We start from the raw sequence: 22,110 nt of genomic DNA on the forward strand, positions 1-22,110 counted from the left end.
GTCCCGTTTCGTGGGCACGTCCGATTGCCGGGAGACGCGTTCCCCTGCGAACGTCGGTCCCGACGGGCGACCATGAGACCCCCCGCGGATCGCGGCGCGGCTGGCCCGCCCTCGGGCGTGGGCGGTCCGCGTGCGCGGGGGGCGTACGGACCACGGCAGTTCGGGGAGAGGCGGCAACGGCGTGGAACCCGACACGGTGCTGAGCGGGAGATACCGCTTGTACGCCCGCCTGGGTAGCGGGGGCATGGGCGAGGTGTGGAGCGCCCTCGACCAGTATCTGAACCGTCCGGTCGCCGTGAAGATCGTCCTCGCCGATCCGAACGTCGATCCCGCGCTGACCGCACGATTGCGGCAGGAGGCCCGCACCGCCGCCGCGCTGCAGCATCCCTGCATCACCGTCGTGCACGACATCGGCGTCCACGGACACCGTCCGTACTTCGTGATGGAACTGCTCACCGGTCACGACTTCACCGCGCTGCTGGCCGACCACCCCGCCGGGCTGCCCGTCGACTTCGCGCTGCGCCTGATGATCCCGGCCGCCGCGGCACTCGCGCACGCACACCGCCACGGCGTGGTCCATCGGGACATCAAACCCGCCAAGTTCGTGCTGACGACCGGCGGCGCGGTGAAGGTCTGCGACTTCGGCATCGCCCGCTACGCCGAGGCCGCCACCCGTCTGACCACCGTGGGCGGCGTGGTGGGCACACCCGCGTACATGGCCCCCGAGCAGTGGCGGGGCGAGCAGGTCGGCGCCCACACCGACCTGTACGCCTTCGGCGCCACCCTGCACACCCTCCTGGCTGGCAGGCCGCCCTTCCCCGGCCCGACCGACGCCGCGCTGATGTACCAACACCTCGACCACGCCCCGCTCCGCCTGCGTGCCCTGCGTCCCGACGCGCCCCACGAACTCGACGACCTGATCCGGAACCTGCTCGCCAAGCCACCCACCGCCCGACCCGCCACCGCCGGCCACGTCGAAGCGGCCCTGCGGAGCACCCTCGACCGCGTCGTCACCGCCGGCGGGCCGATCGCCGCCCCCGTGCCCGGCCGCGGCAACACCCCGGAAACCACCCGGCCCCGCGTCGTCGCGTCCGACGGCCCCACGACGATCGTCAACGGGCGGTGGACCATCGTGGGAAACGCGGCCCTGCACGGGGGCATGTACGCCCTCGTCGTTGCCGCCGTGTTCGCGATGATCGAGGGTCTCTCCGGCGAACCCGACGGATCGGACACCGTTTTCGGTGTGCTCCTCGTGACGGTGCTCGGGGCGTTCCTGGGAGTCTGCCTGGGGTTCGGGTACAGCACCGTTCCCGACGTCGTCACACTGGATGGTGCGGGCCTCACCGTGACGCGCACCGTGCCGTCCCGAACCGGCCCGCAAAGGATCCCCTTCTCGGTCCGCTGGGACGCCGTCGACCACATCACTGTGGACATCGACGAGAACGGCAAAAGCGTGCTGATCGCCCACTTTCTTCCGTCTCGTCACCCCACGCCCCAGTGGACGACCAGACACGGTGTATCGAAGCGCGCGGACGGCGGCCACGTCGTCTACGGACCCGTCGGCAACAGGCTCATGATGATCGACCCCGAACGGCTGCGGACCGCGCTGCCGCGTCACGCCGGACGGCTCTACCGCGACCGGGACGACATCCCCGACCCGTAAGCGGACATCCCCCACCGTCGGGAACACCCGGTACATCACCCTGAAACGGCACCCGGGTGCTCCCGAGTCGTGTCGTCGCAGACTGCTCCGCTCGCTCTGCCACCATTCGACGACGGGTCCCGGGCCGGTCGCGTCGACGCCTCGAGGCCATCCCCGGCCGGACTGTTCGCAATACCGGCTTCCACCGGCGCGGACGGGCGATTCCCGCCCCAGGGGCACCACCGCGGCCACCGGCAGCTTGAAGACATCCGTCGGGTCCGGACAACGACAGGTGGATCTCCCGCGTTATCTGCACTGTCAGTTCGGTTTGAACGTGCCATTCCTTGGTGTGGCGGGAATGTAGTACAGATCAGTACTCAGAGGGACGTGAGTCACGAGGATCGCACGCGTAGCCTTCGCTTGAACGGCTCGCGGCTGCGACCTGTCTGACGGATTCGCCAGCTATTCGTAGTCAACGGTCCCACCCATCCGATTCAGGCCGACGTGGTCCACCTATGCGGACCGTGCTCGCTCCAGGTTCGCCCGTACCGCCGCGGTCGTCGGATGGCCCACACTGAGCGCCTGCTCGCAGTCCGCCAAGGTCCGCTCGTATAGCGGGATCGCGCGGTCCAGGTCGCCTGCCGACTCATAGGCACCCGCGAGGTTGTTGCGGGAGACCAGAGTGTCAGGGTGCTTGTCGCCGAGCACCCGTTCGCTGTCCGCGAGGGTCTTCAGAAGCATCGGGATTGCGCGGTCCAGATCGCCCGTCAGGGTATAGATGCTGGCCAGGTTGCTTCGGGAGATTAGGGTGCCAGGGTGCTCGTTGCCAAGTACCCGTTCCTGATCGGCGAGGGTCTTCAGAAGCATCTCGATCGCGCGGTCCAGATCGCCCGCTGACCAGTACGCGTGCGCGAGGTTGCTGCAGGAGAGCATGGTTTCTGGGTGATCCTCGCCCAGTACGCGCGCGCGGTCCGCCAGGTTGAGTTCGTACAGCGGGATCGCACGGTCCAAATCCCCCGCTGCGCTGTACGCGTACGCGAGGTTGTTGCGGTAATCCAGAATGCCCAGGTAGTCGTCCCCCAGTACCCGTGTCTGTTCCGCCAGGTTGAGTTCGTACAGCGGGATCGCACGGTCCAGATCCCCCGCTGCGCTGTACGCGTGCGCAAGGTTGTTGCGGGAAACCAGGGTGTCCGAGTGATGGCTCCCCAACACCCGCGCCCGGTCTGCCAGGTTGAGTTCGTACAGCGGGATCGCGAGATCCAGGTCGCCCGCCGTGCTGTACGCGCTCGCGAGGCTGTCGCGGGAGGCCAGAGTATCGGGGTGATCACCGCCTAGCAGCCGTTCCCGGTCGTGGAGAGTCCGTTGGAGCAGCGGGACCGCAAAGTCCAGGTCGCCCGCTTTCGTGTAGACGCGCGCGAGGTCGTTGCGCACGGTCAAGGTGTCGGGGTGGTCCCCACCTAGCACCCGCGCCCGAGCGTGGAGGGCGCGCTGGAAGGCTTGGATGGCGGGGGTAAGTGCGCCTTGTCCGCACTGGTAGGCGGCTGCGCGGACGAGGGCGTCGGCGGTGTCGGCGGTGTCGTGGTCGGGTGTGTGGTGCCGAGTGAGGGCATCGGTATGAGGAAGGAGCGTCTGGCATAGCGGCCAGTTCGCCGGGTTGTAGGCGTCACCGGGGAAGACGTCGGCAAGTTGTGCGGTGGCGGTGTCGCGGGCGTGGTCGATGTCGTGGCTTTGCCGGTGGGGGTCGTCGGGATCAGGCGTGCGGGCGAGGGCTTGCACAAGGCGGTGCACGGTGAGGGTGCCGTCGTGGTTGTCAGTGACCATGCTGTAGGCAACGAGCCGGCCGACCGCAGCCGCGAGCTCGGGGGGCTCGGCGAGGGTGTCGAGGAGGTCGCGCGGGATGTTCTCGGGTGCGTACCAGGCCAGGGTGCGCAGAACCTGCCCGGCCAGAGGCATGCCGGCCAGGCGGTCGAGCGTCAGGCGCCAGATGCGCGCAACGGTTCGCGCGGAGTCGCTGCCCTCGGTGTTGGCGGCGAACATCGTTGCGGGCCACCGGGCGAGCATGTCGAGGTAGGCGTGTGGACTGATGCCGGTCTCGGCGCAGTACGCGGCAGCCTGTTCGACAGCCAGCGCCAGGTGACCGAGTTCCTCGCACAGCGCGTCAGTGCCGCCTGCGTCGCGCGGGCTGCGGTGGGTGAGGATCCTGGTGAACAGGTCGACGGCGTCGTCCGGTCGGAGGGCGTCCAGCCGGATGGCGGTGGCGTGATGGTGCCAGCCGGTCGCGCGGCGGGTAGTGACCAGCACCCGACCGCCGGGCACCCGGTCCAACAGCGGGCGGATGTGGGCAGGGTCCTCGACGTTGTCCAGCACGAGCAGCCACCGGTCGCGGCTCCCGGCGAGCCAGGCCACCGCGCGTTCCATCTGCAACTCGGCAGGTAGACCGGTCAGTCCGGGCTGCAGGGCTCGCGCCAGCGCCGCCATCCCGGCGTCGACCCCGGCGGCGGTGTCGGCGGTGACCCACCAGCGCACCGCCTCGCGTCGTCCGGCCGCCCAGTGCGCGGCGAGTGCCGACTTGCCGACCCCACCCAGGCCGTACACGGCGTGAACCACGACCTCGCCCGGCTGGGTGAACGCTTCGTCCAAAGCACCCAGTTCGGCGCTGCGGCCCACGAAAAGCCCGGAGGCGATATTCGACACCCCGTACGCTGCAGCATCGTCCGGGATCGGGGCATACGCCTCTGATGGAAGCACGAACGCCTGTTCCGCCTGGACGTACTGCGTCGACGAAGAGACCACGTCGCCGCCTGCAACGATCGCGCCGCTGGCACCGTGCAGCCCGGCGGCCGCCGCTGGCGGCTCCGGCGCCGCGCCACCGGCCTCGGTCACGAACCGTACTCCGCGTCCGAGTCCTCGACGTCTTCTCCCGCAACGATCGCACCGTCGCGGCCCACCAACCCCGCAGGTCCGCCCGCCGTCCCTGCCGAGGGAGGGCGCGGGCCGGTGTACCGGGTCGAGGAACGCGTCACCCTTCCCCGCGCCACGATCGCCCCCCGCTCACCGACCACCGGCTCGACCGGCGCTGGCGCCTGTGCAGGAGTTCCACTCGCAGACGGGGTGCCCGTGACCAGCGCCCGCAACTGCCACAGCGATACCCCCAGCGCCGCGACGCCGGCCATCGACCCGGCGATGCCCCATGCCTGATCGGAGCCTTCGGGATGGGCGGTGGCCACCCACGCCAGCAGACCGACCGCAGTGGCGGAAGCCAGCCCGGCAAGTCCCCACCAACACACCCGCCGCCAGACCGTCATGCTTCCATGCTCGCCCCAGACACATGATCAAGTCCCCTTTTCCGCAACACGATCAGGGACCGTACTCGCGTAGCTGCGGCACACCGGTCTCACTCCCGACTCTGCCGGACAACCCGGGAGCGGAGCAGGCATGCCGGACCGGGTCGAGCCGGAGGCCGGAGCTTGATCGGGTGCAGTCAACGGCTATGTCAGGGCCCCGACCGAGCCTGGCAAGACGCCGGATATACACGGCCCAGATGGCCTTCGGCGCACGGCCGTGTCGCGGTGACGGTCCGCTGCCTGCCTAGGGACAGTACTCGTACACCACGGTGATGTCGGGGTGGCCGGTCTGCAAACCCAACGGTCAACACGAGATCAACTGACAAGACCCTTCAAAACAGCCGGGACAGGGCACCCGGACGCGCAGGCGGGCTTCACAGGAGGGCTTGGACACCGATCACGATCATCATCAGGCCCAGGAGCGCCATTGCCCCGGCCATCGCCTTCTCCTGCATGGTGCACGTCCGCCAAAACCTGACCGCCGGGTTGCCGCGGTAGGCGTCCAGGGGGTCCTTGCCACGTACTGCGAGGCGAGCCGCTCGCACGGCGAGCCGATCGGGCAACCGGCGCCGCCGACGGCCTGCGGCGAAGTCGCGAAGCACCTCGTCGGCATCCGGTCGACACGCGGGATCCATCTCCCTGGCGTGGACGATGTTCATGACGCCCTGGAAGCGCTCCTCCTCGTCGGAGGAGTCGAGGAGCCTCAGTCCGCGCTCCCACGATTCGCGGGCTTGCTCGTTCGGGTCCGCCGCGCGTCTGGTCACGACCGATTCCTCACTCTCTCGGGATGCCGGCGGGTGTGCGAACTCTTCACGATGACACCTGGGGCTGTCGAGCCGGTTGCACACTGGCCCGGGAAGGGTACCGGCGGCGGCCGACGCGTCACTCGGGCCGGCGCCACACTGCGGCATTGCCGAACGTGGGTCCATCCGCGGCACCGGCCTCGTGGCGGGCGACGGCCCACCACACGCCATGGGCGGTGTGATCGGTCGAACCGGTCACGGCCTCCAGGAGGTCGTCGCGGATCAACGCGGCGGCCTCCGCGCCGGCGTGGGTGCCCAGGTGGAGAGGTCCCTCTTCCGGCCACGGCACCGGCACGAACCGCGTCGCGGGCGCAGGCCCGATCGCGAGTTGCCGCCGTACGTCGAGTCGGCCGCCGGGGCCGGCACCGACCCGGTCGGCCACGGCCGCGAGGGATTCGGCCACCGACGACTCGAGGCAGCGCCGTGCGAGGGCACACGCTCCGATCCCCTGATTTCGATCTCCCGGTCCTCGACGGTCCCAAGGGTGGAGTTTGCATGGGTACGCCGCAGAGCGCGGCCTTTTCGGAACCCGCGCCACCTCAGGGTTCGCGAGCTGCTCCTCGAACTCCGCACGCTCCTGCGGGCCCGGCCGCTCACGAGACTTCGCGATCGTCCCCGGCCCTGCCGTCCCGCGTCATCACGCCTCCCGGTCCACCCGCCCCACACACCCCACGTCCCACGCTCCACCACATGGACTGCGAAACCGACATCGGCACGAGCCCCCGCCCTCGGTGCTCGGGAGGGTCGGCACGAAACCCGATGGCCGCCTTCCGCACGGTGCGCCTATCGTCGGCGGCATGACACACGAACCCGGGCAACCGACGACCTTGACGCACGAGATGGCCGCTCAGGTGCGTGTGTGGCGCGTCGACGAGGAGTACACCTTCCGCGCCGTGGCCCGGGCCGCGACCGACCTGTAGGGCTCCACATGGGGCAGCAACCAGCACTACGGCACGGACCTGTGCATCACCGCAGCCGAAATGTTCGGAGAAGACCCCCAGGCCGATCCCTGGAACTGACACCCACCCACGAGGAACGGGACACTCGTCGCGGGAACGCCGCGAGCGGGCCGGGGCGATCCGGCGTACTTCGACCCCGGGATGGGCGGGCATTCATGACGGATTCGGCCGAGGAACGACGCGACCGCGAGATCCTCGAAGAGATCATGATCGGCATGACCCGCGGAGAACTGCCCGAGGTGCACTGCAGGGTATGCGGAAGCCCGATCCGGTACGCGGGCGTCTTTCGTGACGACGAGCGGGTCATCAGCCTGCGCACCGTATGTCCCTGCGGGCATTCGAGCGGTGCCATCAGAGGCATCTGAAACCACGCGAACCATGTATCCGTACGCGGCGTCGGGAACGTGACGACGGCCCCGGCATACGCCGCACCACACACCGGACGCCGGCCGCGCCGGGGCAGGTTCCGGCCGGCATGAGGGCCACCGTCGACTACGGCAGTGGTCATCGCCGGCGCCCGGTCGGGGCTTCAGCGTGGTGGCTCGTCGCACCACAGGCGCGTCGTCGGCACGAGCGCCGGCGGGGGGGCTCGTGGGCAACACGACGGCCAGGGCCTCCTCGACGCGGCCGAGGTCGACGAGGTGACAGGCGAGGTCGTGGCCGTTCCCGCGGTCGTGCTCCCGGAGGACGGTGACGGCCTCCTCGGTGCGCCCGGCGCCGGCGAGCAGGCGTGCGATGTCCTCCGCCGCGTACCGGGTGTCGCCCTCGGGGTGGGCGCGGGCGTGTGCGACCGCCTCGTCGATGCCGCCGCGGGCGGCCATCAGCGGCAACCGTATCCGGTACAGCTCCCACTCGTCCTCGCCCCCACGTCGAGCCCGGAGGGCGTCGAGGTGGGCCAAGCCCTCGGCGGGGCGGCCCCGGTCCAGGCACAGCTCGGCCAAGGCGTGGAGAATCCAGTCGTCGCCCGGGCGGGCATCCGCCCCGGCGCGCAGCACGACGATCGCCTCCGCTGCCCGTCCGTGCCGTGCCGGGCGAGCAGCCTCGTATAGGCATCCAAGGCCATCGGGTGCCCGGCCTCCATGCGCTTGCGGGTGATGTCGATCGCCTCGTCGACCCGGCCCCAGCCCTCCAGCAACCCGGCCGCGCCGACGACGGCCGTCCACCAACCCGTTGCCACATACGGGGCCAGAACCTCCCACGCATCGCCCTCCCGGCCCCGATCACCCAGCGCCCCTGCCCACGCCAACGCGCAGAACCACTGCCCGCGCCCGGCCTGCGCCTCCACCACGTCGGCACGGCCTCGCTCGAGCAACCGCGAGGCGAGTTCCGGCGGAACGCAGCCGGACCGCGTCCGGGCCCGGAAGTCGAGATCGTTGACGTCCACGACCGGGCACCGTAGCGCCCGACCCCGACACGGAGCCGACAGCACCGACGACTTCGCGTCGGACCGATGGAGACCACCGGCAGGACCCCGCGCCGGGTCGTGGGTCGGCGCTGCGGGACCGGTTTGGACCGAGGGGTTGTCCGCGTGCCGACGTATCGACGCGGGTCCTCCCTCGGTCGGGACCGGCACACGTCCGGTGTAGCGCGGGGCAGCGAGTGGGACCTGTTCGTGAACCGGCTGCGCAGCGCGCCGGTGGCGATGGCGTCCATTCCCGAACACCTGCCCGCGCTGCGCGCGGCCGTCGCCATGATCCGGATCCCCGCGACCAGCGAACCGTCACCCCTCTACGGCGACGACCTGACCGCATCGTCGTCGACGAGAGCCGCATGGAGGAGATGAGCGAGGCACACGTCCCGGTGACCACGGAGTTCGGCCCCGGCATCCTGGTCTGGTCCAACTCCGACTGAACCCCCGCCACCGGGCACGCAGGCACGGCCACATCGGCAAGGACCGGACCGTGTCCCCGGCACGCGACAACCGCCCGCCCCGGGCGCGCCTCGGGTCCAGGACCCGGGGCCTGCGATAGACGCGTTCCATCACGGCGGTGTCGACGGCGTCGGCGACTTTCGCGCCGTCGAAGCGGGTGGTGCGCGGCGGTCGGAGCCCGTCGTTCGCGTGGTCGACCGTCCCATCGTGGGCGGGTGACGCCCCACGACGTCAGACCAGGGGATCGCCGTTGCCCGGGTACTCCTCGGAGGGGAGCGAGTCCCATTCGGTGTTCGCGCCGTCGCGCGTGACCATGAACAACGGGCGCGATCGCATGACCGACCCGACCGTTTGCTCGCACATCACGATCCCGGAATCGTCCGGTCCGGCGTAGCCCGCGTGCGAGTAGCGAAGCCAGACGCCCCGTGTCCGGGCGTACGCGATCGCCTCGTTCTCCAGCTCCGTTCGGTCCCTGCCGACCAGCGCGATTCCGTCGTAGGCGACTTGGGGGCCGTGTTCGGCGTCGACGGCGACGCAGAACAGCCCCGCAGCCCGGCTGACGTACGCCGTGACCGCGGGCGGTGAGGAAGCGGGCTCGCGGCGGCGGACCTCGATCCTCCACGTCCGGGAGAAGGTCGTGCGGCCCGGCGCGCAGTCGCCGACGCTCGTCCGGCCGGGTGTCCCGGCCGCCGCCTCGACCGTTTCGTCGACGGTCATGCCGAACCGGAGCGGGCCGACGCCGACGGCGGGCGCATAGACCCACTCGTCCCATCCGGCGGGCCCGGCCCCGAACACCGCGGCCGCGGTCGCCCCCGTGAAGGCATCCGAGACCCGCCGCCTCACGGACCAGGCACCGTCCGGCCCCCGGGTCGGCGGCCCCTCCGGCACGCCCGCACCCGCGAGGACGTCCTCGACCGGTGGACGCGGGGGTCGGTCGGCGAGGACCTCCTCGAGGTTCTCGTGCTCGTACCGTTCGATCGCGTACACCAACGTCTTGTACACGTCCTCGGCCAATCGGGCCCCCACCCCCTGCGACGGGCGTCGTCCGCCGCGAAGACGGCGGCGACCGCCCGGGTGTACGCGTCGAAATCGGCGAGCGGGGCACCGGGCACCCGAGGATCGGTCACGGGAACGATCATCACCGATGACCCCGACACACACCGGAGGCCACGTCGAACGCCGGGTCGACGACCGCACCTTCCCCGGCCGCCACTGGCATCGACGCACCCGTCGAGATCGCTCCGGGGCCTCCCCCGCCCGCATCGGAGTGACACTCCCGTCGGCCTCACCCCACAACGGGACCCACGACGACGCCCGATCGCTCGACCACCTCCTCCTCACACCGGGCACCGGACCCTAAGGTCCGGGACCGCGGGCAGGGGTCCGGCTCATGGGCGGGTTCGTCGCGTCCGGTGCGCCCCGAGGGCCGTCGCTGCCTACGGTGACGGCGGAGCCCTCGCGACGTCGCCGGGAGACACGAGGGCCCTTGGAGACCAACCCCGCCGCGCCGTTCCGGGACCGCATCGGCGCCACGATGCCTGCGACGATCGTCGCGCTCCCCGAGCACGGCGCCGCCGTGAGCGCCCTCTCGGACTTCCTCGTGACCGGCCTGGCGCTGACCGACGAGGATCGCGCGACGGCGCGCGAGGGCGACAGAGTCCACATCCGGATCCGCGCAGTCGACCTCGGAACCGAACCCGGAACCCACCGGGTGACCGTCGCCACGCCGTGAGGCCGACGAAGCGCACGTCGGCGGGCGGCGTGGCGCCCGAGGTGGGCGGCAAATGCGTCGGGTCGGGCCGGTGGGGGTCCGTTTCGGTCTCGACGACGTTGCCGCCGAAGGCAAGTCGTGTTCTCCGGCGCCGATGCGACAGTGGCCCATTGCCGCGCATCCGCTCGATCTCCCGAACGAGGATGACGCGATGCGGGCGCCGAGCGACGCCCGCCCGGGGTAGGGAGTTGCGCATGCCGTCAACCGGGGTCGGGTCGGAGTCGAGTCCCGGAACCCCGGCCGCGGAGGGACGTCGCGTGGGCGCGGTCGGTTCCGGACCGCGTCGAACGGCCCTCAGTCGATCCACACCACCATGGCCAGGTCCCGTCGGGCGGCTTCCGCGTAGAACGCCCGCAGCCGGTCCAACGCGCCCGTCACATAGGGCACGAGCCCGATTCCGGCCATGAGAGCGACGATGTCCTCGACGCGGAATCGGAACACGGTGGCGGTCTCCTCCGCGGTCGGGGGTATCGCGGCGAGGACCCGGTCGGCGTCGATGGCGTCCAGTGCGGCGGCGATTTCGGCGACGGCCCCGGGGGCAAGGAGGGCGGGTGGCTCGCTCATGCCGTCGTAGACCCCGTCGTGGTCCAGGAAGGCGATGTCTCCGCCGGGGTCGCCGTCCAGGGCACGGTCGATCGCCGCCACCGACGCGGATTCGAGGCCGGCCCGACGAAACAGCGCCGGCAAGGGCCAGGCGTCCCAGTTCAGGTCGAGGCAGTCGTCCACGGGCGGATCCCAACCCGGATCACCTGTGGAGGACTCGGCCGCCCGCCGACGACAGGCCTCGATATACGCCGGAGTCACCCTCGCGAACTGCTGTGTCAACGCCACCGGCACAGTCTTGCGCACCCCTGCGGTCACGTCGCCGGAAATAGTCTCCACCGTCTCGTGATGCCCGCGGGAACGTGGAACACGTCACCGTCGACGGCGCCGGGCGCGGTGAATCCGGGCGTCGCACCCATCGACGCACGACAGCGACCGGCGAGATCGCCGACCACGCGGGCGGCCTTCGGGCCCACGAGCCGGTTGTCCTGGCCGGCGTTGTTCGAGCGTACCGTCGGGTTCCGCCACGCGCACCGCTGCGGCCTCGTTCCCGCCATCGCCGGGGATCGCGAAGGGCGTGGGTGAATTCGGAACGATCCAGGCATCGGCTCGACCGGCGTCGCAGGTCCGCAACTCGCGCACCCAGGCGATGTGTTCGTTCGCCGAAGGCTGCTCCGGGATCGCGAGGCGCTCGAACGGCTCGGACGTCACGATCGCCTCCACCCATGCCTGTGCCGAATGACCCCTGTGTGCCACTCGTGTTCTTCGCCGCGCACGGCGGGGACCGACATCCCGGGATCGGCCGCGCCGCCAGATCCAAAGCCATGGACCGCCTCCGCGATCAACACTGGCTCACCAACTACGGCCCGCCGTACGGACTCAAGCCCGGCAAAGGATTCCGTCCGGTCGACGTGCACGCACCGGGGAGCGCGCCGGCCTCCACGACCACCGCTTGATGCGGACTGCTTCTCGCGGTCACCCGCACTCATGGTTCGGGCTCCGGCGACCGGCACGGGCGCGAACCTGCCTCCTCGCGGGGCCGGGGACCGCAGCCGGGGCCGCGAGGGAGCCCGACCGTGCGGAGCGGAGAGCCGGACCACGGGGTACGTGCGCGAACGGCTCAACGCCGTAAATGCGCGGTCCACACCGCGGTATCGACGCCAGGGTCCGGATCGGCGGCGTCTCCTCGCATTCCCTGCGTTGCGCGCGGGCGGGCGGCGGACCCGGACCGGACCTCGAAACCGCATGGTGAAGTCGGCACGCGCGCATCGGGGGATGTCGTCGGCCCCGTAGATGCGGCGGCCCGACCACGTCTCCCGGACTCCGGTTCGCGCGGGACGCAAGCGCGGGAACCGCACGCCGGTCCCGGCGTGGATACCCTCCGCACCGGATTCCGTTCCTCGCCCTCGGACCCGATGTGCGCGCCACCGAGCAGTTCGGTGCGCGCGCTCCGGTCCGTGAGCGCCGTCAAGTGCCTCTGGGGGTAGTCCTCGACACCCCCGCTGCGGTCCCAGGACGGGGACCGCATCAAACCGGGCGACGACGTGCGGGCGTTGGTCGCGCAGGTAGGCGCGGACGTGGCCGTGGTTGCGGACCCGGACGGGGTCCCCAGGGCGCCAGGGAAGCACGACGGCGACGTTCATCCCACCTCCTGTGGAGTCGGACGAACGTCGCCGTACAAGGAGCGCTATTCGGTCTTGTGGGCTCCTGACTCCGCGGCACGGACCTCAATGCAACGGATGCGGCGCAACCAGCGGACCAGGGTCAGGAGCACGGTGCCAAGGGTCGCGGAGGCCAACCATTCCTGCGCCACGAACTGCGCCGTGCCGCTCCGGTGAACGAGGAAGATCGAGAAGGCTCCGACCGCTGCGGACACGAAGGCACGGCTACGGCCCTCGGTACGCAGGAACCAGTCGACCGGTCGCCACAGGTGTCCGGCCAGGTCGGCTGTCCTCATACGTAGCGCCGCCGCGAGGAAGCCCGCGCACGCCCGTAGTGTGTCCCGGCCGGTGAGGGGCTGCTCACCACTGTTGAGGTGGGCGTTCCACTCGTCTGCGAGGTGTAGTCGTTGCCTGCCAGCCAACGATGCCACCAGTGCCACGTACCCTCTCGCGATCCGAGCGGAGACAACGCTGCGATCGACGAAGTGGTCGAACGTGTCGAGGAGCACGTTGATCGGCAAGAGGCACAAGATCAGAAGACCGAGCGTTGCGGCCATTGCACCGAGGGATGCGGCGGATGCCTGGCTCTCACGTGATGCTCCGCTGATGATCAGGAGATACGTCGCGGCAACGCCGCCGAGGATTCCTCCGCCGACCCAGGCGCATCCGATCCCGAGCATTCGAAGGTTGCGGCGAAGGCGGATGCTCAGGCTGATCGGGCCGGCGTCTGCACCCGGTGTCGGATCGTCGCCGCGCAGATACATCCACCCGCTCATCCGTCCGTCTGGTGGCATGTTCACGCCTGCACCTCGCCGATGAGACCGAGGCGTCGCCAGGACCGCTTGGCGGCGCGCTCGGCGAGAGCGCTGCGGGCTGCTGCCCGGCCCTCGCCCGTGAGCCGGTAGTAGCGGCGTGGCGGGCGCCCGGGGTGCGGTTCGGCTTCGTCCCAGCTCTCGATCCAGCCGAGCTTCAGCAGGCGGTCGAGGATGGGATAGACCGTACCGCTTCCGAGGTCGGCGTCCTGGCAGATGCTGAAGCCCCAGGGTGGGTTTGCCGGGTCGGCGTCGAGCAGTGTGTCGAGCACGCCGATCGTCGCCTGGGTCAGGCGAATGGGTGTCATGGATCCAGTGGAGCAGACACCCGGACCATATGTCGAGTACGACAGATGCCATGATCATGATCGATCCAACTTGGTTTCAACAGACCATATTTGGCTTGATATTGATCTCTATCGACCATTGTTGTGCAGTGCTCGCCGGATGCCCTCCTCGAGGGAGATGTGCGGGACGTGAAACGACTTCATGCTCCAGACCGGATCTGCCGCCGGGCGCCCACCGCCGCCTCGTCGAGCTCCTGAGTGCCGCGATGACCGGGATCAACCTGCCCGGCAAGACCACGGTGATGTGGCTTGCCAACACGCTCGCCGGCTTGGCCGTGCGGGGCCGGCGCCGAGAACGAACTCGACGAAATCGACCGGGAGGTCGCCGAGCTGTGGGACCGAGCGGTCCGCGAACGCCGGCCTCCCGAGCCCGACGGTGTCGAACTCGCCGTACGGTCGACGTGGGAAACGTTCGCCGCCGGCCAGGCGCCCTGGCCCCGGGTGCCACACGAGGTGACGGACGCAATGGCGAAGGCGACCGTCGTGGGCACCGTCGTGCGAGAGGACTGGGTGGAGGTGTCGGTCACCGCGGATGACCAGGACACGTTCTGGGCCCTGGATTGCCAGAGCGAGGAGACGTTCGACCGTGGCTGGCGGGAGGAGTTCGCGATGCACGTGTGTCGCGCCATCGGCAAGCACGTGCACGTGCACGTGCACGTTATCGAGGACTTCGAAATCGATCACGGGCCGGGGCGCGACCCGGTGACGCAACCGCAGCCGGCGCGAACCGAGTGATCCCGACGACCGACCGCGTGATCCGTTCACCGCGGCGCCAAGAGTGACCGAGGGCGGCCCGGGCATCACCTCGGCGTGAACCGCATCGGCCCCACACACGACGACACTTCGGGCTACGAGCGCCGGCCGCGTGACGGCCACCGGCCGGTGTTCACACCGATGACCCCTCGCGCTCGGTCAGCAGGTCGGCGGCGTTGTCCCTCAACGCGGTCACCAGGTCACGCAGTCCGGCCAAGCCGGCGTACTCGGGACGTACCGCCGGATCCAGCCCTTGGGCCTTGGCGTTCTCCCACAGGTCGTCGACGAACGCGAACAGCTCCTCACGAGGGTCGTATTGCTCCCGCAGATGCGTATCGCTCAAGAGCTCCAGGCCTGCCACGTCGTGCGGGCCGACGTCCTGCGCCAAATCCTGTGCGGGCTTCCTGCAGCGTTTCGAACTCGATGGCCACGCGAGGTCTCCTTCTCGTCAAGCTCGCCGGGTTTTGCGGTGCCGTCCTGCGTCCCGTGTCGTCGCGTCCGGGGCCGGCCGCGTGTCGGCGCCGGAGCCCGAAGGCGGTAGTCGCTGGCCCCGGGGTGGGGTCATGCGGGTGCGGGGAACCCCCTGTGTCCGGGCCGTCCCGATCGATCCGTGCCAGTCGACCACCCGACCACCCCGCCCGCCCGGTGGTTCGCCAAGCCGCGCAGTGACGGCACGGGAATGCGTCGTCCGGTCACGGCTTCACTCCCGGCGGGCTACTCGGGGCGACTGTCGACCCGTCCGGACAGTTCCGTCGTCCACGTGGCGGCCACATGTCCGCCCACGTCGGCGAAGCCCTTCTGCGCGCGGAAGTGCACGATGCACCTCGGCGTCCTTCGAGGGGCTGTACGTGGAGATTCGCGCACGACGACGCATGTACCGCGGCGGCGATCACTCGCGTGACGAACACGCCGGCGCCGGTGGGCACTCTCACGGAACTCGACGCGTACAGGCGGGTTGTCGCGGCCGTCGGACGCCGCCGGCCGGGCCCGTCGTAGCGGTGGGGTTCAGCCCTGCGGGTCGAACCGCTCGAGAAGCCGGTCGCGCTGTTGGACGCCCAGGCCGCGGACTCGGCGGTTCTCGGAGATCCCCAACTCGACGAGAAGTTCGGCGGCGCGTGCCTTCCCGATGGCCGGGAGGGATTCGAGCAGGGCCCGGACCGGCATCTTGCCCACGGCGAGGGTGTCGGTGGCCAACACCTCGCCCAGTGACAGCCGACGGCTCTTGAGCGCCGCCTTCACCGCGGCTCGTTCCCTGCGGACGGCGGCGGCCTTGGCGAGCGCGGCGCTGCGCTCCTCGGGACTTATGTTGGCGCTTACCGCTGTCTCAACGATCAACTGTCTACCCAATCGTGGGAGCCGCTCTCGGCGCCCGCCTCGCCTCACCCCAAGGGAGATGCATGCTGCCGTTCATGTCCGCGACGGTCGAGTTGCGTACGACGAGTCGTTCCCACACCGCAGGACTGCAGACAGAGGCCGTAAGTCCGTGCAGCGTTCTGGACCGAGCCGGCGTCAAGGAGGGGCAACCCTTCATTCTTGGCGCCGATGGCTCGTACGACCTGCACCTGAATCGGTTCCTTCGAGAACTGGACAGCTGGGGCGTCTCTGCGGACAACAGCATCAAGGGCTACAGCCGGGACGTGATGCTCTTCTGCCGGTTCCTGAGCGAGTCGCGCAACGGGAAGTCGATCTGGGAGTGCGACGGCGAGGATCTGCGCGCCTACAAGCGAGTTCGCCTGTTCTCCGGGCCGGACTCGGTGTCGGTGGGGACCTGGAATCGTTCGATCGCCGCTCTGGACAAATGGGTGGCCTGGTCGCGCTATGAGGAGCTGCTGACGAAGGCGCCGTTCCGCTACGTCGACAAGACGGTGATGACGCACAACGGGCCACGCACCATGCAAGTCAATACTGAGTATGTCGCCGACCCGGAGGACGAACCGGTGCGGTTCGTGTCCTTTGAGGACTATCTCCTGTGGAGGGATGTCGGGTTGCGGGGGGATCTTCCCGAAGGCGGGCGGGACCCGCGGTGGCGGGGCCGTAACGGCGAGCGGAACGCGATGTTCGCGGACCTCATCGTCTATACGGGCATGCGGCTGAGTGAGTCCTCCTCGTTGCTCGTCCCGGAGGTTCCGCCGCTGGTCACGGGCCGTCGAATAACGGGAGACGTACACCTGTCGAAGGCTGTCACCAAGCGGAACAAGGCCCGCACAGTGTTCATGACCGTGCGGATGCTGCGGTCGTTGCACCACTTCATCGATATAGAACGCGACGAGCTCGTGGCCCGACGACTCGCTGAGGGCGCCTATGCGAGTGTCGAGGACACCTTGCTGGTGCGCCGGGCCGGACGGCACGCGCTCACGCTCGATACCGGCCGCGGCTGGGCCTACGCGAAGATCGGCTCCGAGGAGCGGAGGCGGTTGGCGAAGGTGTGCGCCGATGGCAGTACCGGGGCGCCGTTGTGGCTGTGGCTGGGCGAGGATGGCCGGCCGTTGAGCCCAGCGACCTGGCAGTCGGCCTTTCGGCGGGCGAACGAGCGGTGCGCGAAGTTCGGTATCGATCTGGTGATTTCGCCGCATATCTTGCGTCATGTCTATGCCGTTCACATGCTGGGGCTGCTGTTGCGGCAGACGATCCGGGCGCTTGGCCGCCGCGAGGATCAGTGCCTGACGCGGGCAGAGCTCAGGCGCTTGCTGGTCGGCAACCCGATGCGAAAGCTGCAGCAACTGCTGGGACATGCGCACGAGTCCACGGTCTACGTCTACTTGGACGTCCTTGACGAGGCCCAAGAAATCGTGTTGGCGGCGATGGCCGAGTGGGACGCCCAGGCCGCGGTGCTGGATCGGCTGGAGGTGGCTGCGTGAGCCGCCGGCCCGGCCGACGTGTGCGGTTTCCCTCCTCGGAAGAGCTTCCCCCGGTGCCTGCCTCCGTGCCCGAGATCGGGCAGGTCGCGTTCTCGGCGCAATTCGACGACGGGATCGAGCGTCGTTTCGATCTTTCGCATCTGCCGTGTCCTCGGCTGGTGCGGCGCCTGGTGCGGGCCCTGGCCGAGATCGCCGGGCGGGAACGGGAGCAAAGGTCCGTGTTCACCACGGCGACCACCGTCCGGCAGATCGAGGGGTTCGTCCGTTTCGTGGCACAGGTGGAGGCGGACGACGCCGGGCGTTTGGACGTGGACGATCTCACGCCGGAACTACTCGAGGCATTCGAGCTCAAGCTCATAGCCGACCACCGGGACACGAACTCCAACATCCCGTACGCAACGACGTCTGGCATCCTGCGGCTGCTGCGGCTTGTCCGCGACGAACATCCCGACGACTTCGACGCGGAAATGCAGGCCCGATTGGGCTTCACCGTGGTGAAGGCCACCGTCGAGCACAGGCCGCTGGACGCGTATCCGACCCCTGTGTTCGAGGCCATCGAAGCCGCTGCGCTGGCAGACGTCCGCAGGGTGCGGGACCGCATCCTGGAGGGTGAGCGCTTGGCCGCCCTCGGTGAGGACCCCGCGACGGGCGGTTGGCGGAAGCCGGAGAACGCGCTGTGGCACATCACCCGCCATGGCCCGCTGACGAAGAAGGACCGCGCGGACAACAGGATTCGCGGCGGGATGGAGTCGATGGGCGGCCTGTTGCGGACCAACGCCCGGTTGTTCCTGACGCGCACCGATGTGGTGGCCTTCCTGGTGTTGCTGACCTGCCAGAGCGGCATGGAACCCGAGTGCACTCGCGCGCTCAAGGCCGACTGCCTGGTCAACCCGGCGCGCGGCTACGTGAGCATCACCTACCTCAAGAAGCGGGCTCGCAACGACTCCCACAAGACGTTGCGCGTGACTGACGGAGGAGCCCTGCACCATCCGGCCGGAGTGATCCGCCTCGCTCTGCGGTTGACCGCCCGCGGACGACAACTCGCCGGGAGCGGCGTGCTCTGGGCTCACACAGGGCGGTTCGGGCTGCAGGCCGGGTTCCGCCCCGGAGCACGATCACCGCTGCGCGCGGAAATGGTGGCCTGGGCCGCCGGTCACGGCATCGACCAGTTGAAGGACACCGACGGCAGCCCCGTCACCCTGGACATGCGGCGCCTGCGCAAGACCTACAAATCGCGCCGATACCAGCAGGCGGCGGGTATCTTGGAGGACTTCGCCGAGGGCCATTCCAAGCAGGTCGCCGCCCGTCACTACGCCGACATCGAAGCCCACCGTGAACTGCACGAAGTGGCGGTCGAGAACGGTCTGCGCGAAGCGCTGGAAGCCGCGCTCGCACCGCCGGTGGTCCTCACAGACCGGGGCGAGCGAGCCGACGAGGGCCCGACGGACCTGCTGCCCCCGGAAGTCGCAGCCGCGCTGTCCGGCGAGAACGACGTGTGGCTCGCGTCGTGCAAGGACTTCTACGGCTCGCCATACGCGCTGAAGAAGGGCGCCGGGTGCCCGACGGCCATCTGGGGCTGCATGGAGTGCCCGAACGCCGTCTTCACCACCCGGCATCTGCCCAGCGTCTACAGCTTCGCCGCGTTCCTGGACGGCCAGCGCAATGAGCTGTCGACAGCCGAATGGAAGGCACGATACGGGCTGGCCTGGCAACGCATCACCACCGGAATCCTGCCGAAGTTCACCCGCCAGCAACGGATCACTGCCCAGGCCATCGCCGAGTCCGCCGCCGACCGGTACGCATTGCCCGCCCAGTTCCTGGAGCTGACGACATGACCATCGCCATACCTGCTCTCGGAACGCTCACCTCCGCGATCATTCCCGACGACGCGTATGTGCTCCCCGAGCACCTCACGCAGACCAACGGCTGCCGCGGTCCCCGATTCGGCGAGGACATATGGGAGTTCCGTCCTTTCCTGCCCCGGAGCATGAATCGATCGCGAATCACATGTACCGAGATCGAGGATCCGGTGACGGCCCTGACGCTGAAGGAGTACCTCTACTCACGGCTGCGCAGAGGTACCGGTTCCGCCATAGCGGGGCATCGCAGCGGCCGGCCGATGAAACTCACCAACATCTACAGTGCCTTCTGGTACGCGCGGGCGGTCATCACGACGCTGCAGGAGCTCGGCGTTCCGCGCCTCGCCGTGGCAACCCGGCAAGACTTCACCGCCGCGCTCGAGCAGTGGAAGAAGATCTCTGCGGATGCGGCGGCCTCGCACGTCCTGCAGACAAAACACCTTTTCGCCCACGGCCCCTTCCTCCACGCCGACCGGCTGGTGATCAGCCCATGGGCCGGGCGGCCGGCCAACCAGGTCGCCGGACTGAAGCGGGACAGCGAGAACTCCACCTTCCGCATCCCGGAGCACATCAGCGGCCCTCTGCTGAAGGCCGCCGTCTTCTACGTCGAAACGGCCAGCGGCGACGTCCTGGCCGCCCGGCGTGAGTTCGCTGATCTGAATGCCGCGGACAAGACCCGCGACGCGAACCGGTGGGGGACCTCAAAACCCAAGGCCGCTCGGTTCATCGACGAGTTGCGGGCGTCTGGCCGTCCTGTGCCGGCAGTTCCCTACGCGGACCGACACACCTGTCCTGGCGCCAAGATCGTGGACGGTGTGGTCCAGGCTCCCAATGTCAGAGTGGTCGCTCTGCTGGCCGGAGTGGGCGAAACGACCCCGGGCCTGCGGCGGATGCTGGCCGAGGCCGCTGAGGAGCTCGGTTACGGACCTGGCGGTCTGCGTACCCCGGTCTCGGTGTGGCCCGACACCGGCACCCCGTGGCACGCGAGCTTCGGTCCGAGAGAAACCTGGGAGGAGATCGGGTTCCTCCGGACGGCCTGCTGGCTGGTGCTTGCCTTCATAAGCGGGATGCGAGCCGCCGAAGTGCGTGAACTGGCACCAGACTGCGCGTTCACGGGGACCGGCGAGGACGGCCGGCCTCGCTACAAGATCCGCGGGCGGGTCTTCAAGGGGCGCGCGCTGTCCGGAGACGAGGCCGAGTGGGTGGTCCTGGAGATCGTTCACCGTGCGGTCGACGTGCTCCGTCAACTCAACGACGATCCGACTCATCTGTTCGGCTACCGGTCGGGAGACGGCTTCGTGCTGGCGGCCCCGATGAAGGGCGGGCAGCTCAACCGGTTCCGTGACCACGTGAACGAGCTGTTCAGCACCGCCGAGGGCCTGTTCGTCCCCAACGAGCGTGTCACCGGTGACACCGACAACGACGCTGGCGAGGAGGGGGACGTCGCCGAGGACGATCCGGACGACGAAGGCGTCCCCTGGTCGTTCGACGCCCGTCAATTCCGCAGGTCACTGGCCTGGTACATCGCCCATCAGCCGTTCGGCATCGTGGCCGGCGCACGGCAGTTCCAGCACGCCAGGATCGCCATGTTCGAGGGGTACGCCGGTACGTCCGCCTCCGGCTTCGCCGCCGAAGTGGCGGTCGAGGAAGCCATCGCCAAGCTCGACTACGTCGAAGACCTGTATCGGGACTGGAACGACGGCGGCGGTTCCGGCGGTGGAGCCGCCAAGGGCATCGACGCCGAGTTCGAGCGTATCCGACACGAACTCGGTGACCTGCCCGGTGTCGTCGCCAGTCCGTCGCGGCTGCGGACTATGTTGCGGCACCTCACCAAGACCCTGCATCCGGGAGTCCTCAACGACTGCTTCTACCACGCGGCCACCGCCGTCTGCCGCAGCCGGGCCAAGGCTCTGGGCCGCCCGCTTCCCTTGCACAACATGTGCCTGACCTGTCCCAACGCCCGCCGGTCGGCCGTCCACCTCCCCCGGCTGATCACAGCGAGGGACCAGGCGGCGCGGGCACTAAACGCAGACGTGACGGACGGCAACTCCTTTACCCGTCTGCAGATCACTGCCTTGTCGTCATACGCGACCGAACTCGACGCAGCCATCGACAGCGTCCGCGAACTCGAAAACGAAAAGGCGGAGTCGCCCACATGAACGACGAAACCCAGCTTCGGGTCCGGCACACCTTCGAGCGTCTCTCGGCCGGCGGACGGGTGCCGACGGACATCGACCGCGCGTTGATGGAGGCATTCGAGCGGTTGATGCACGGCCTGCCCGAGCTCACCGACGGCAAGATCACGGTCGTCAACGTGTGTACGGAGGCCGGTGTGTCCCGCGCATCCTTCTACCGCTCGCCGGTGGCCCAGGCGGTGAAGGAGATCCTGGAGGCGCCACAGACCCGCCGTCCGGAACCGGAGGAACTGCGGGCGGAGGTATCCCAACTGAGGAAGACCGAACGCGAGCTGCGCACCGCGCATGCAGGCGAGGTCCGCGAACTGAAGGACACCCTGGCCACCTACGCCAACCAGATCCAGTGCCTGACCCTGCGCAACGTTGAACTGGAGAAAGACAACGCCCGCCTGGTCGAGCAACTCCAGCGGGCGGGCGGGAACGTCGCCGCCTTGTCCGTGCGGGTCTCGCGCGGTGCCTCGACAACTGCCACAGACGCACCGCTGCCGTGAGACACCGTGCCCCTGAGACGGTTTGACAGATCACATAACGGTGGTCAGCGGCGGCACGGTCATCCGGGTGCTCTCCTCGCATCGCTCGGAACGGAACCGGCCCATCATGTCTCTCCGCCCGCAGCTTCGACCAGCGACTTTGCCGATGGCGGCGGGCAACTGGGGTCCCGATCGACAGGGTGGGCGCACGACGTCATCCGGC

The 22,110-nt window shown here is 69.3% G+C and carries 20 protein-coding genes and 1 pseudogene; 11 read left to right on the forward strand and 10 right to left on the reverse strand.

What is annotated here, in order from left to right; all coding sequences use genetic code 11:
- Positions 1-181: 181 nt before the first annotated feature.
- Positions 182-1,663 (forward strand): serine/threonine-protein kinase, encoded by a 1,482-nt coding sequence (locus ACWGR4_RS30220; protein WP_452131926.1) that lies wholly within the window; start codon positions 182-184, stop codon positions 1,661-1,663.
- A 492-nt stretch (positions 1,664-2,155) separates the two neighbouring features.
- Here ACWGR4_RS30220 and fxsT read toward each other — a convergent pair whose 3' ends face one another.
- From fxsT to ACWGR4_RS30235, 3 genes are all read right to left on the reverse strand, one after another.
- On the reverse strand, positions 2,156-4,525 hold the full coding sequence (gene fxsT / locus ACWGR4_RS30225) for an FxSxx-COOH system tetratricopeptide repeat protein (protein ID WP_452131925.1): 2,370 nt from the start codon (positions 4,523-4,525) through the stop codon (positions 2,156-2,158).
- 835 nt (positions 4,526-5,360) lie between these two features.
- The gene (locus ACWGR4_RS30230) at positions 5,361-5,750 is read right to left on the reverse strand and encodes a hypothetical protein (protein WP_452131924.1); all 390 of its coding nucleotides are present in this window, start codon (positions 5,748-5,750) and stop codon (positions 5,361-5,363) included.
- 118 nt (positions 5,751-5,868) lie between these two features.
- Positions 5,869-6,192, reverse strand: coding sequence for a hypothetical protein (locus tag ACWGR4_RS30235; protein WP_452131923.1), 324 nt, complete (start codon positions 6,190-6,192; stop codon positions 5,869-5,871).
- Positions 6,193-6,586: 394 nt separating this feature from the next.
- On the opposite strand from ACWGR4_RS30235, the gene ACWGR4_RS30240 reads away from it, so the two are divergent.
- Together ACWGR4_RS30240 and ACWGR4_RS30245 are read left to right on the forward strand one after the other, a co-directional pair.
- Positions 6,587-6,709, forward strand: coding sequence for a hypothetical protein (locus tag ACWGR4_RS30240; protein ID WP_452131922.1), 123 nt, complete (start codon positions 6,587-6,589; stop codon positions 6,707-6,709).
- A gap of 194 nt (positions 6,710-6,903) precedes the next feature.
- Complete coding sequence (locus ACWGR4_RS30245) at positions 6,904-7,113, forward strand: hypothetical protein (protein ID WP_452131939.1); 210 nt, start codon at positions 6,904-6,906, stop codon at positions 7,111-7,113.
- Between the two features lie 546 nt (positions 7,114-7,659).
- Here ACWGR4_RS30245 and ACWGR4_RS30250 read toward each other — a convergent pair.
- Positions 7,660-7,947, reverse strand: a pseudogene (locus ACWGR4_RS30250) (hypothetical protein); the annotation flags it as partial.
- A 329-nt stretch (positions 7,948-8,276) separates the two neighbouring features.
- On the opposite strand from ACWGR4_RS30250, the gene ACWGR4_RS30255 reads away from it, so the two are divergent.
- On the forward strand, positions 8,277-8,531 hold the full coding sequence (locus tag ACWGR4_RS30255) for a hypothetical protein (RefSeq protein WP_452131938.1): 255 nt from the start codon (positions 8,277-8,279) through the stop codon (positions 8,529-8,531).
- A complete protein-coding gene (locus ACWGR4_RS30260) occupies positions 8,528-8,599 on the forward strand; it encodes a hypothetical protein (protein WP_452134278.1) in 72 nt (23 codons plus the stop codon). The genes ACWGR4_RS30255 and ACWGR4_RS30260 overlap by 4 nt, the downstream gene beginning before the upstream one ends.
- A 250-nt stretch (positions 8,600-8,849) precedes the next feature.
- On the opposite strand, the gene ACWGR4_RS30265 is transcribed toward ACWGR4_RS30260, so the two are convergent.
- Positions 8,850-9,632, reverse strand: coding sequence for a hypothetical protein (locus tag ACWGR4_RS30265; protein ID WP_452131921.1), 783 nt, complete (start codon positions 9,630-9,632; stop codon positions 8,850-8,852).
- A gap of 472 nt (positions 9,633-10,104) precedes the next feature.
- Between ACWGR4_RS30265 and ACWGR4_RS30270 the strand changes: the two genes are divergently transcribed.
- On the forward strand, positions 10,105-10,350 hold the full coding sequence (locus tag ACWGR4_RS30270; RefSeq protein WP_452131920.1) for a hypothetical protein: 246 nt from the start codon (positions 10,105-10,107) through the stop codon (positions 10,348-10,350).
- A gap of 333 nt (positions 10,351-10,683) precedes the next feature.
- Here the strand turns inward: ACWGR4_RS30270 and ACWGR4_RS30275 are convergent, their stop codons facing one another.
- The 3 genes from ACWGR4_RS30275 to ACWGR4_RS30285 all read right to left on the reverse strand — a co-directional run bounded on the left by ACWGR4_RS30275 (position 10,684) and on the right by ACWGR4_RS30285 (position 13,713).
- Positions 10,684-11,115: a DUF1877 family protein gene (locus ACWGR4_RS30275; RefSeq protein ID WP_452131919.1), complete on the reverse strand. Its 432-nt coding sequence runs from the start codon at positions 11,113-11,115 to the stop codon at positions 10,684-10,686.
- Between the two features lie 1,504 nt (positions 11,116-12,619).
- Positions 12,620-13,393 (reverse strand): hypothetical protein, encoded by a 774-nt coding sequence (locus ACWGR4_RS30280; protein ID WP_452131918.1) that lies wholly within the window; start codon positions 13,391-13,393, stop codon positions 12,620-12,622.
- On the reverse strand, positions 13,390-13,713 hold the full coding sequence (locus ACWGR4_RS30285; protein ID WP_452131917.1) for a PadR family transcriptional regulator: 324 nt from the start codon (positions 13,711-13,713) through the stop codon (positions 13,390-13,392). Before ACWGR4_RS30285 ends, ACWGR4_RS30280 begins: the two co-directional genes overlap by 4 nt.
- Positions 13,714-14,217: 504 nt before the next feature.
- On the opposite strand from ACWGR4_RS30285, the gene ACWGR4_RS30290 reads away from it, so the two are divergent.
- Complete coding sequence (locus ACWGR4_RS30290) at positions 14,218-14,487, forward strand: hypothetical protein (RefSeq protein ID WP_452131916.1); 270 nt, start codon at positions 14,218-14,220, stop codon at positions 14,485-14,487.
- Positions 14,488-14,638: 151 nt separating this feature from the next.
- Here ACWGR4_RS30290 and ACWGR4_RS30295 read toward each other — a convergent pair whose 3' ends face one another.
- Both ACWGR4_RS30295 and mihF read right to left on the reverse strand, forming a co-directional pair.
- Positions 14,639-14,848 (reverse strand): hypothetical protein, encoded by a 210-nt coding sequence (locus ACWGR4_RS30295; RefSeq protein WP_452131915.1) that lies wholly within the window; start codon positions 14,846-14,848, stop codon positions 14,639-14,641.
- Positions 14,849-15,510: 662 nt separating this feature from the next.
- Positions 15,511-15,837 (reverse strand): integration host factor, actinobacterial type, encoded by a 327-nt coding sequence (mihF, locus tag ACWGR4_RS30300; protein ID WP_452131936.1) that lies wholly within the window; start codon positions 15,835-15,837, stop codon positions 15,511-15,513.
- Between the two features lie 65 nt (positions 15,838-15,902).
- Here mihF and ACWGR4_RS30305 point away from each other — a divergent pair, with 65 nt between their 5' ends.
- The 4 genes from ACWGR4_RS30305 (at position 15,903) to ACWGR4_RS30320 (ending at position 21,908) form a co-directional block, all read left to right on the forward strand.
- Positions 15,903-17,363 carry a tyrosine-type recombinase/integrase gene (locus ACWGR4_RS30305; RefSeq protein ID WP_452131914.1) on the forward strand — a complete coding sequence of 487 codons (1,461 nt, stop codon included), beginning with the start codon at positions 15,903-15,905 and terminating at the stop codon, positions 17,361-17,363.
- A 65-nt stretch (positions 17,364-17,428) separates the two neighbouring features.
- Positions 17,429-19,198 carry a hypothetical protein gene (locus tag ACWGR4_RS30310; RefSeq protein ID WP_452134274.1) on the forward strand — a complete coding sequence of 590 codons (1,770 nt, stop codon included), beginning with the start codon at positions 17,429-17,431 and terminating at the stop codon, positions 19,196-19,198.
- Positions 19,195-21,381 carry a hypothetical protein gene (locus ACWGR4_RS30315; RefSeq protein WP_452133929.1) on the forward strand — a complete coding sequence of 729 codons (2,187 nt, stop codon included), beginning with the start codon at positions 19,195-19,197 and terminating at the stop codon, positions 21,379-21,381. The genes ACWGR4_RS30310 and ACWGR4_RS30315 overlap by 4 nt, the downstream gene beginning before the upstream one ends.
- Positions 21,378-21,908: a hypothetical protein gene (locus tag ACWGR4_RS30320; RefSeq protein WP_452133928.1), complete on the forward strand. Its 531-nt coding sequence runs from the start codon at positions 21,378-21,380 to the stop codon at positions 21,906-21,908. The genes ACWGR4_RS30315 and ACWGR4_RS30320 overlap by 4 nt, the downstream gene beginning before the upstream one ends.
- Positions 21,909-22,110 lie beyond the last annotated feature (202 nt).

The sequence above is a fragment of the Embleya sp. NPDC055664 genome (assembly GCF_053618075.1).

Bases quoted from the DNA above. Each gene is read 5' to 3' on its own strand.
- ACWGR4_RS30240 (WP_452131922.1), top strand. From the start codon at position 6,587: ATGACACACGAACCCGGGCAACCGACGACCTTGACGCACGAGATGGCC.
- ACWGR4_RS30245 (WP_452131939.1), top strand. From the start codon at position 6,904: ATGACGGATTCGGCCGAGGAACGACGCGACCGCGAGATCCTCGAAGAG.
- ACWGR4_RS30285 (WP_452131917.1), bottom strand. From the start codon at position 13,713: ATGACACCCATTCGCCTGACCCAGGCGACGATCGGCGTGCTCGACACA.
- ACWGR4_RS30290 (WP_452131916.1), top strand. From the start codon at position 14,218: ATGGCGAAGGCGACCGTCGTGGGCACCGTCGTGCGAGAGGACTGGGTG.
- ACWGR4_RS30305 (WP_452131914.1), top strand. From the start codon at position 15,903: ATGCTGCCGTTCATGTCCGCGACGGTCGAGTTGCGTACGACGAGTCGT.
- ACWGR4_RS30315 (WP_452133929.1), top strand. From the start codon at position 19,195: ATGACCATCGCCATACCTGCTCTCGGAACGCTCACCTCCGCGATCATT.
- ACWGR4_RS30320 (WP_452133928.1), top strand. From the start codon at position 21,378: ATGAACGACGAAACCCAGCTTCGGGTCCGGCACACCTTCGAGCGTCTC.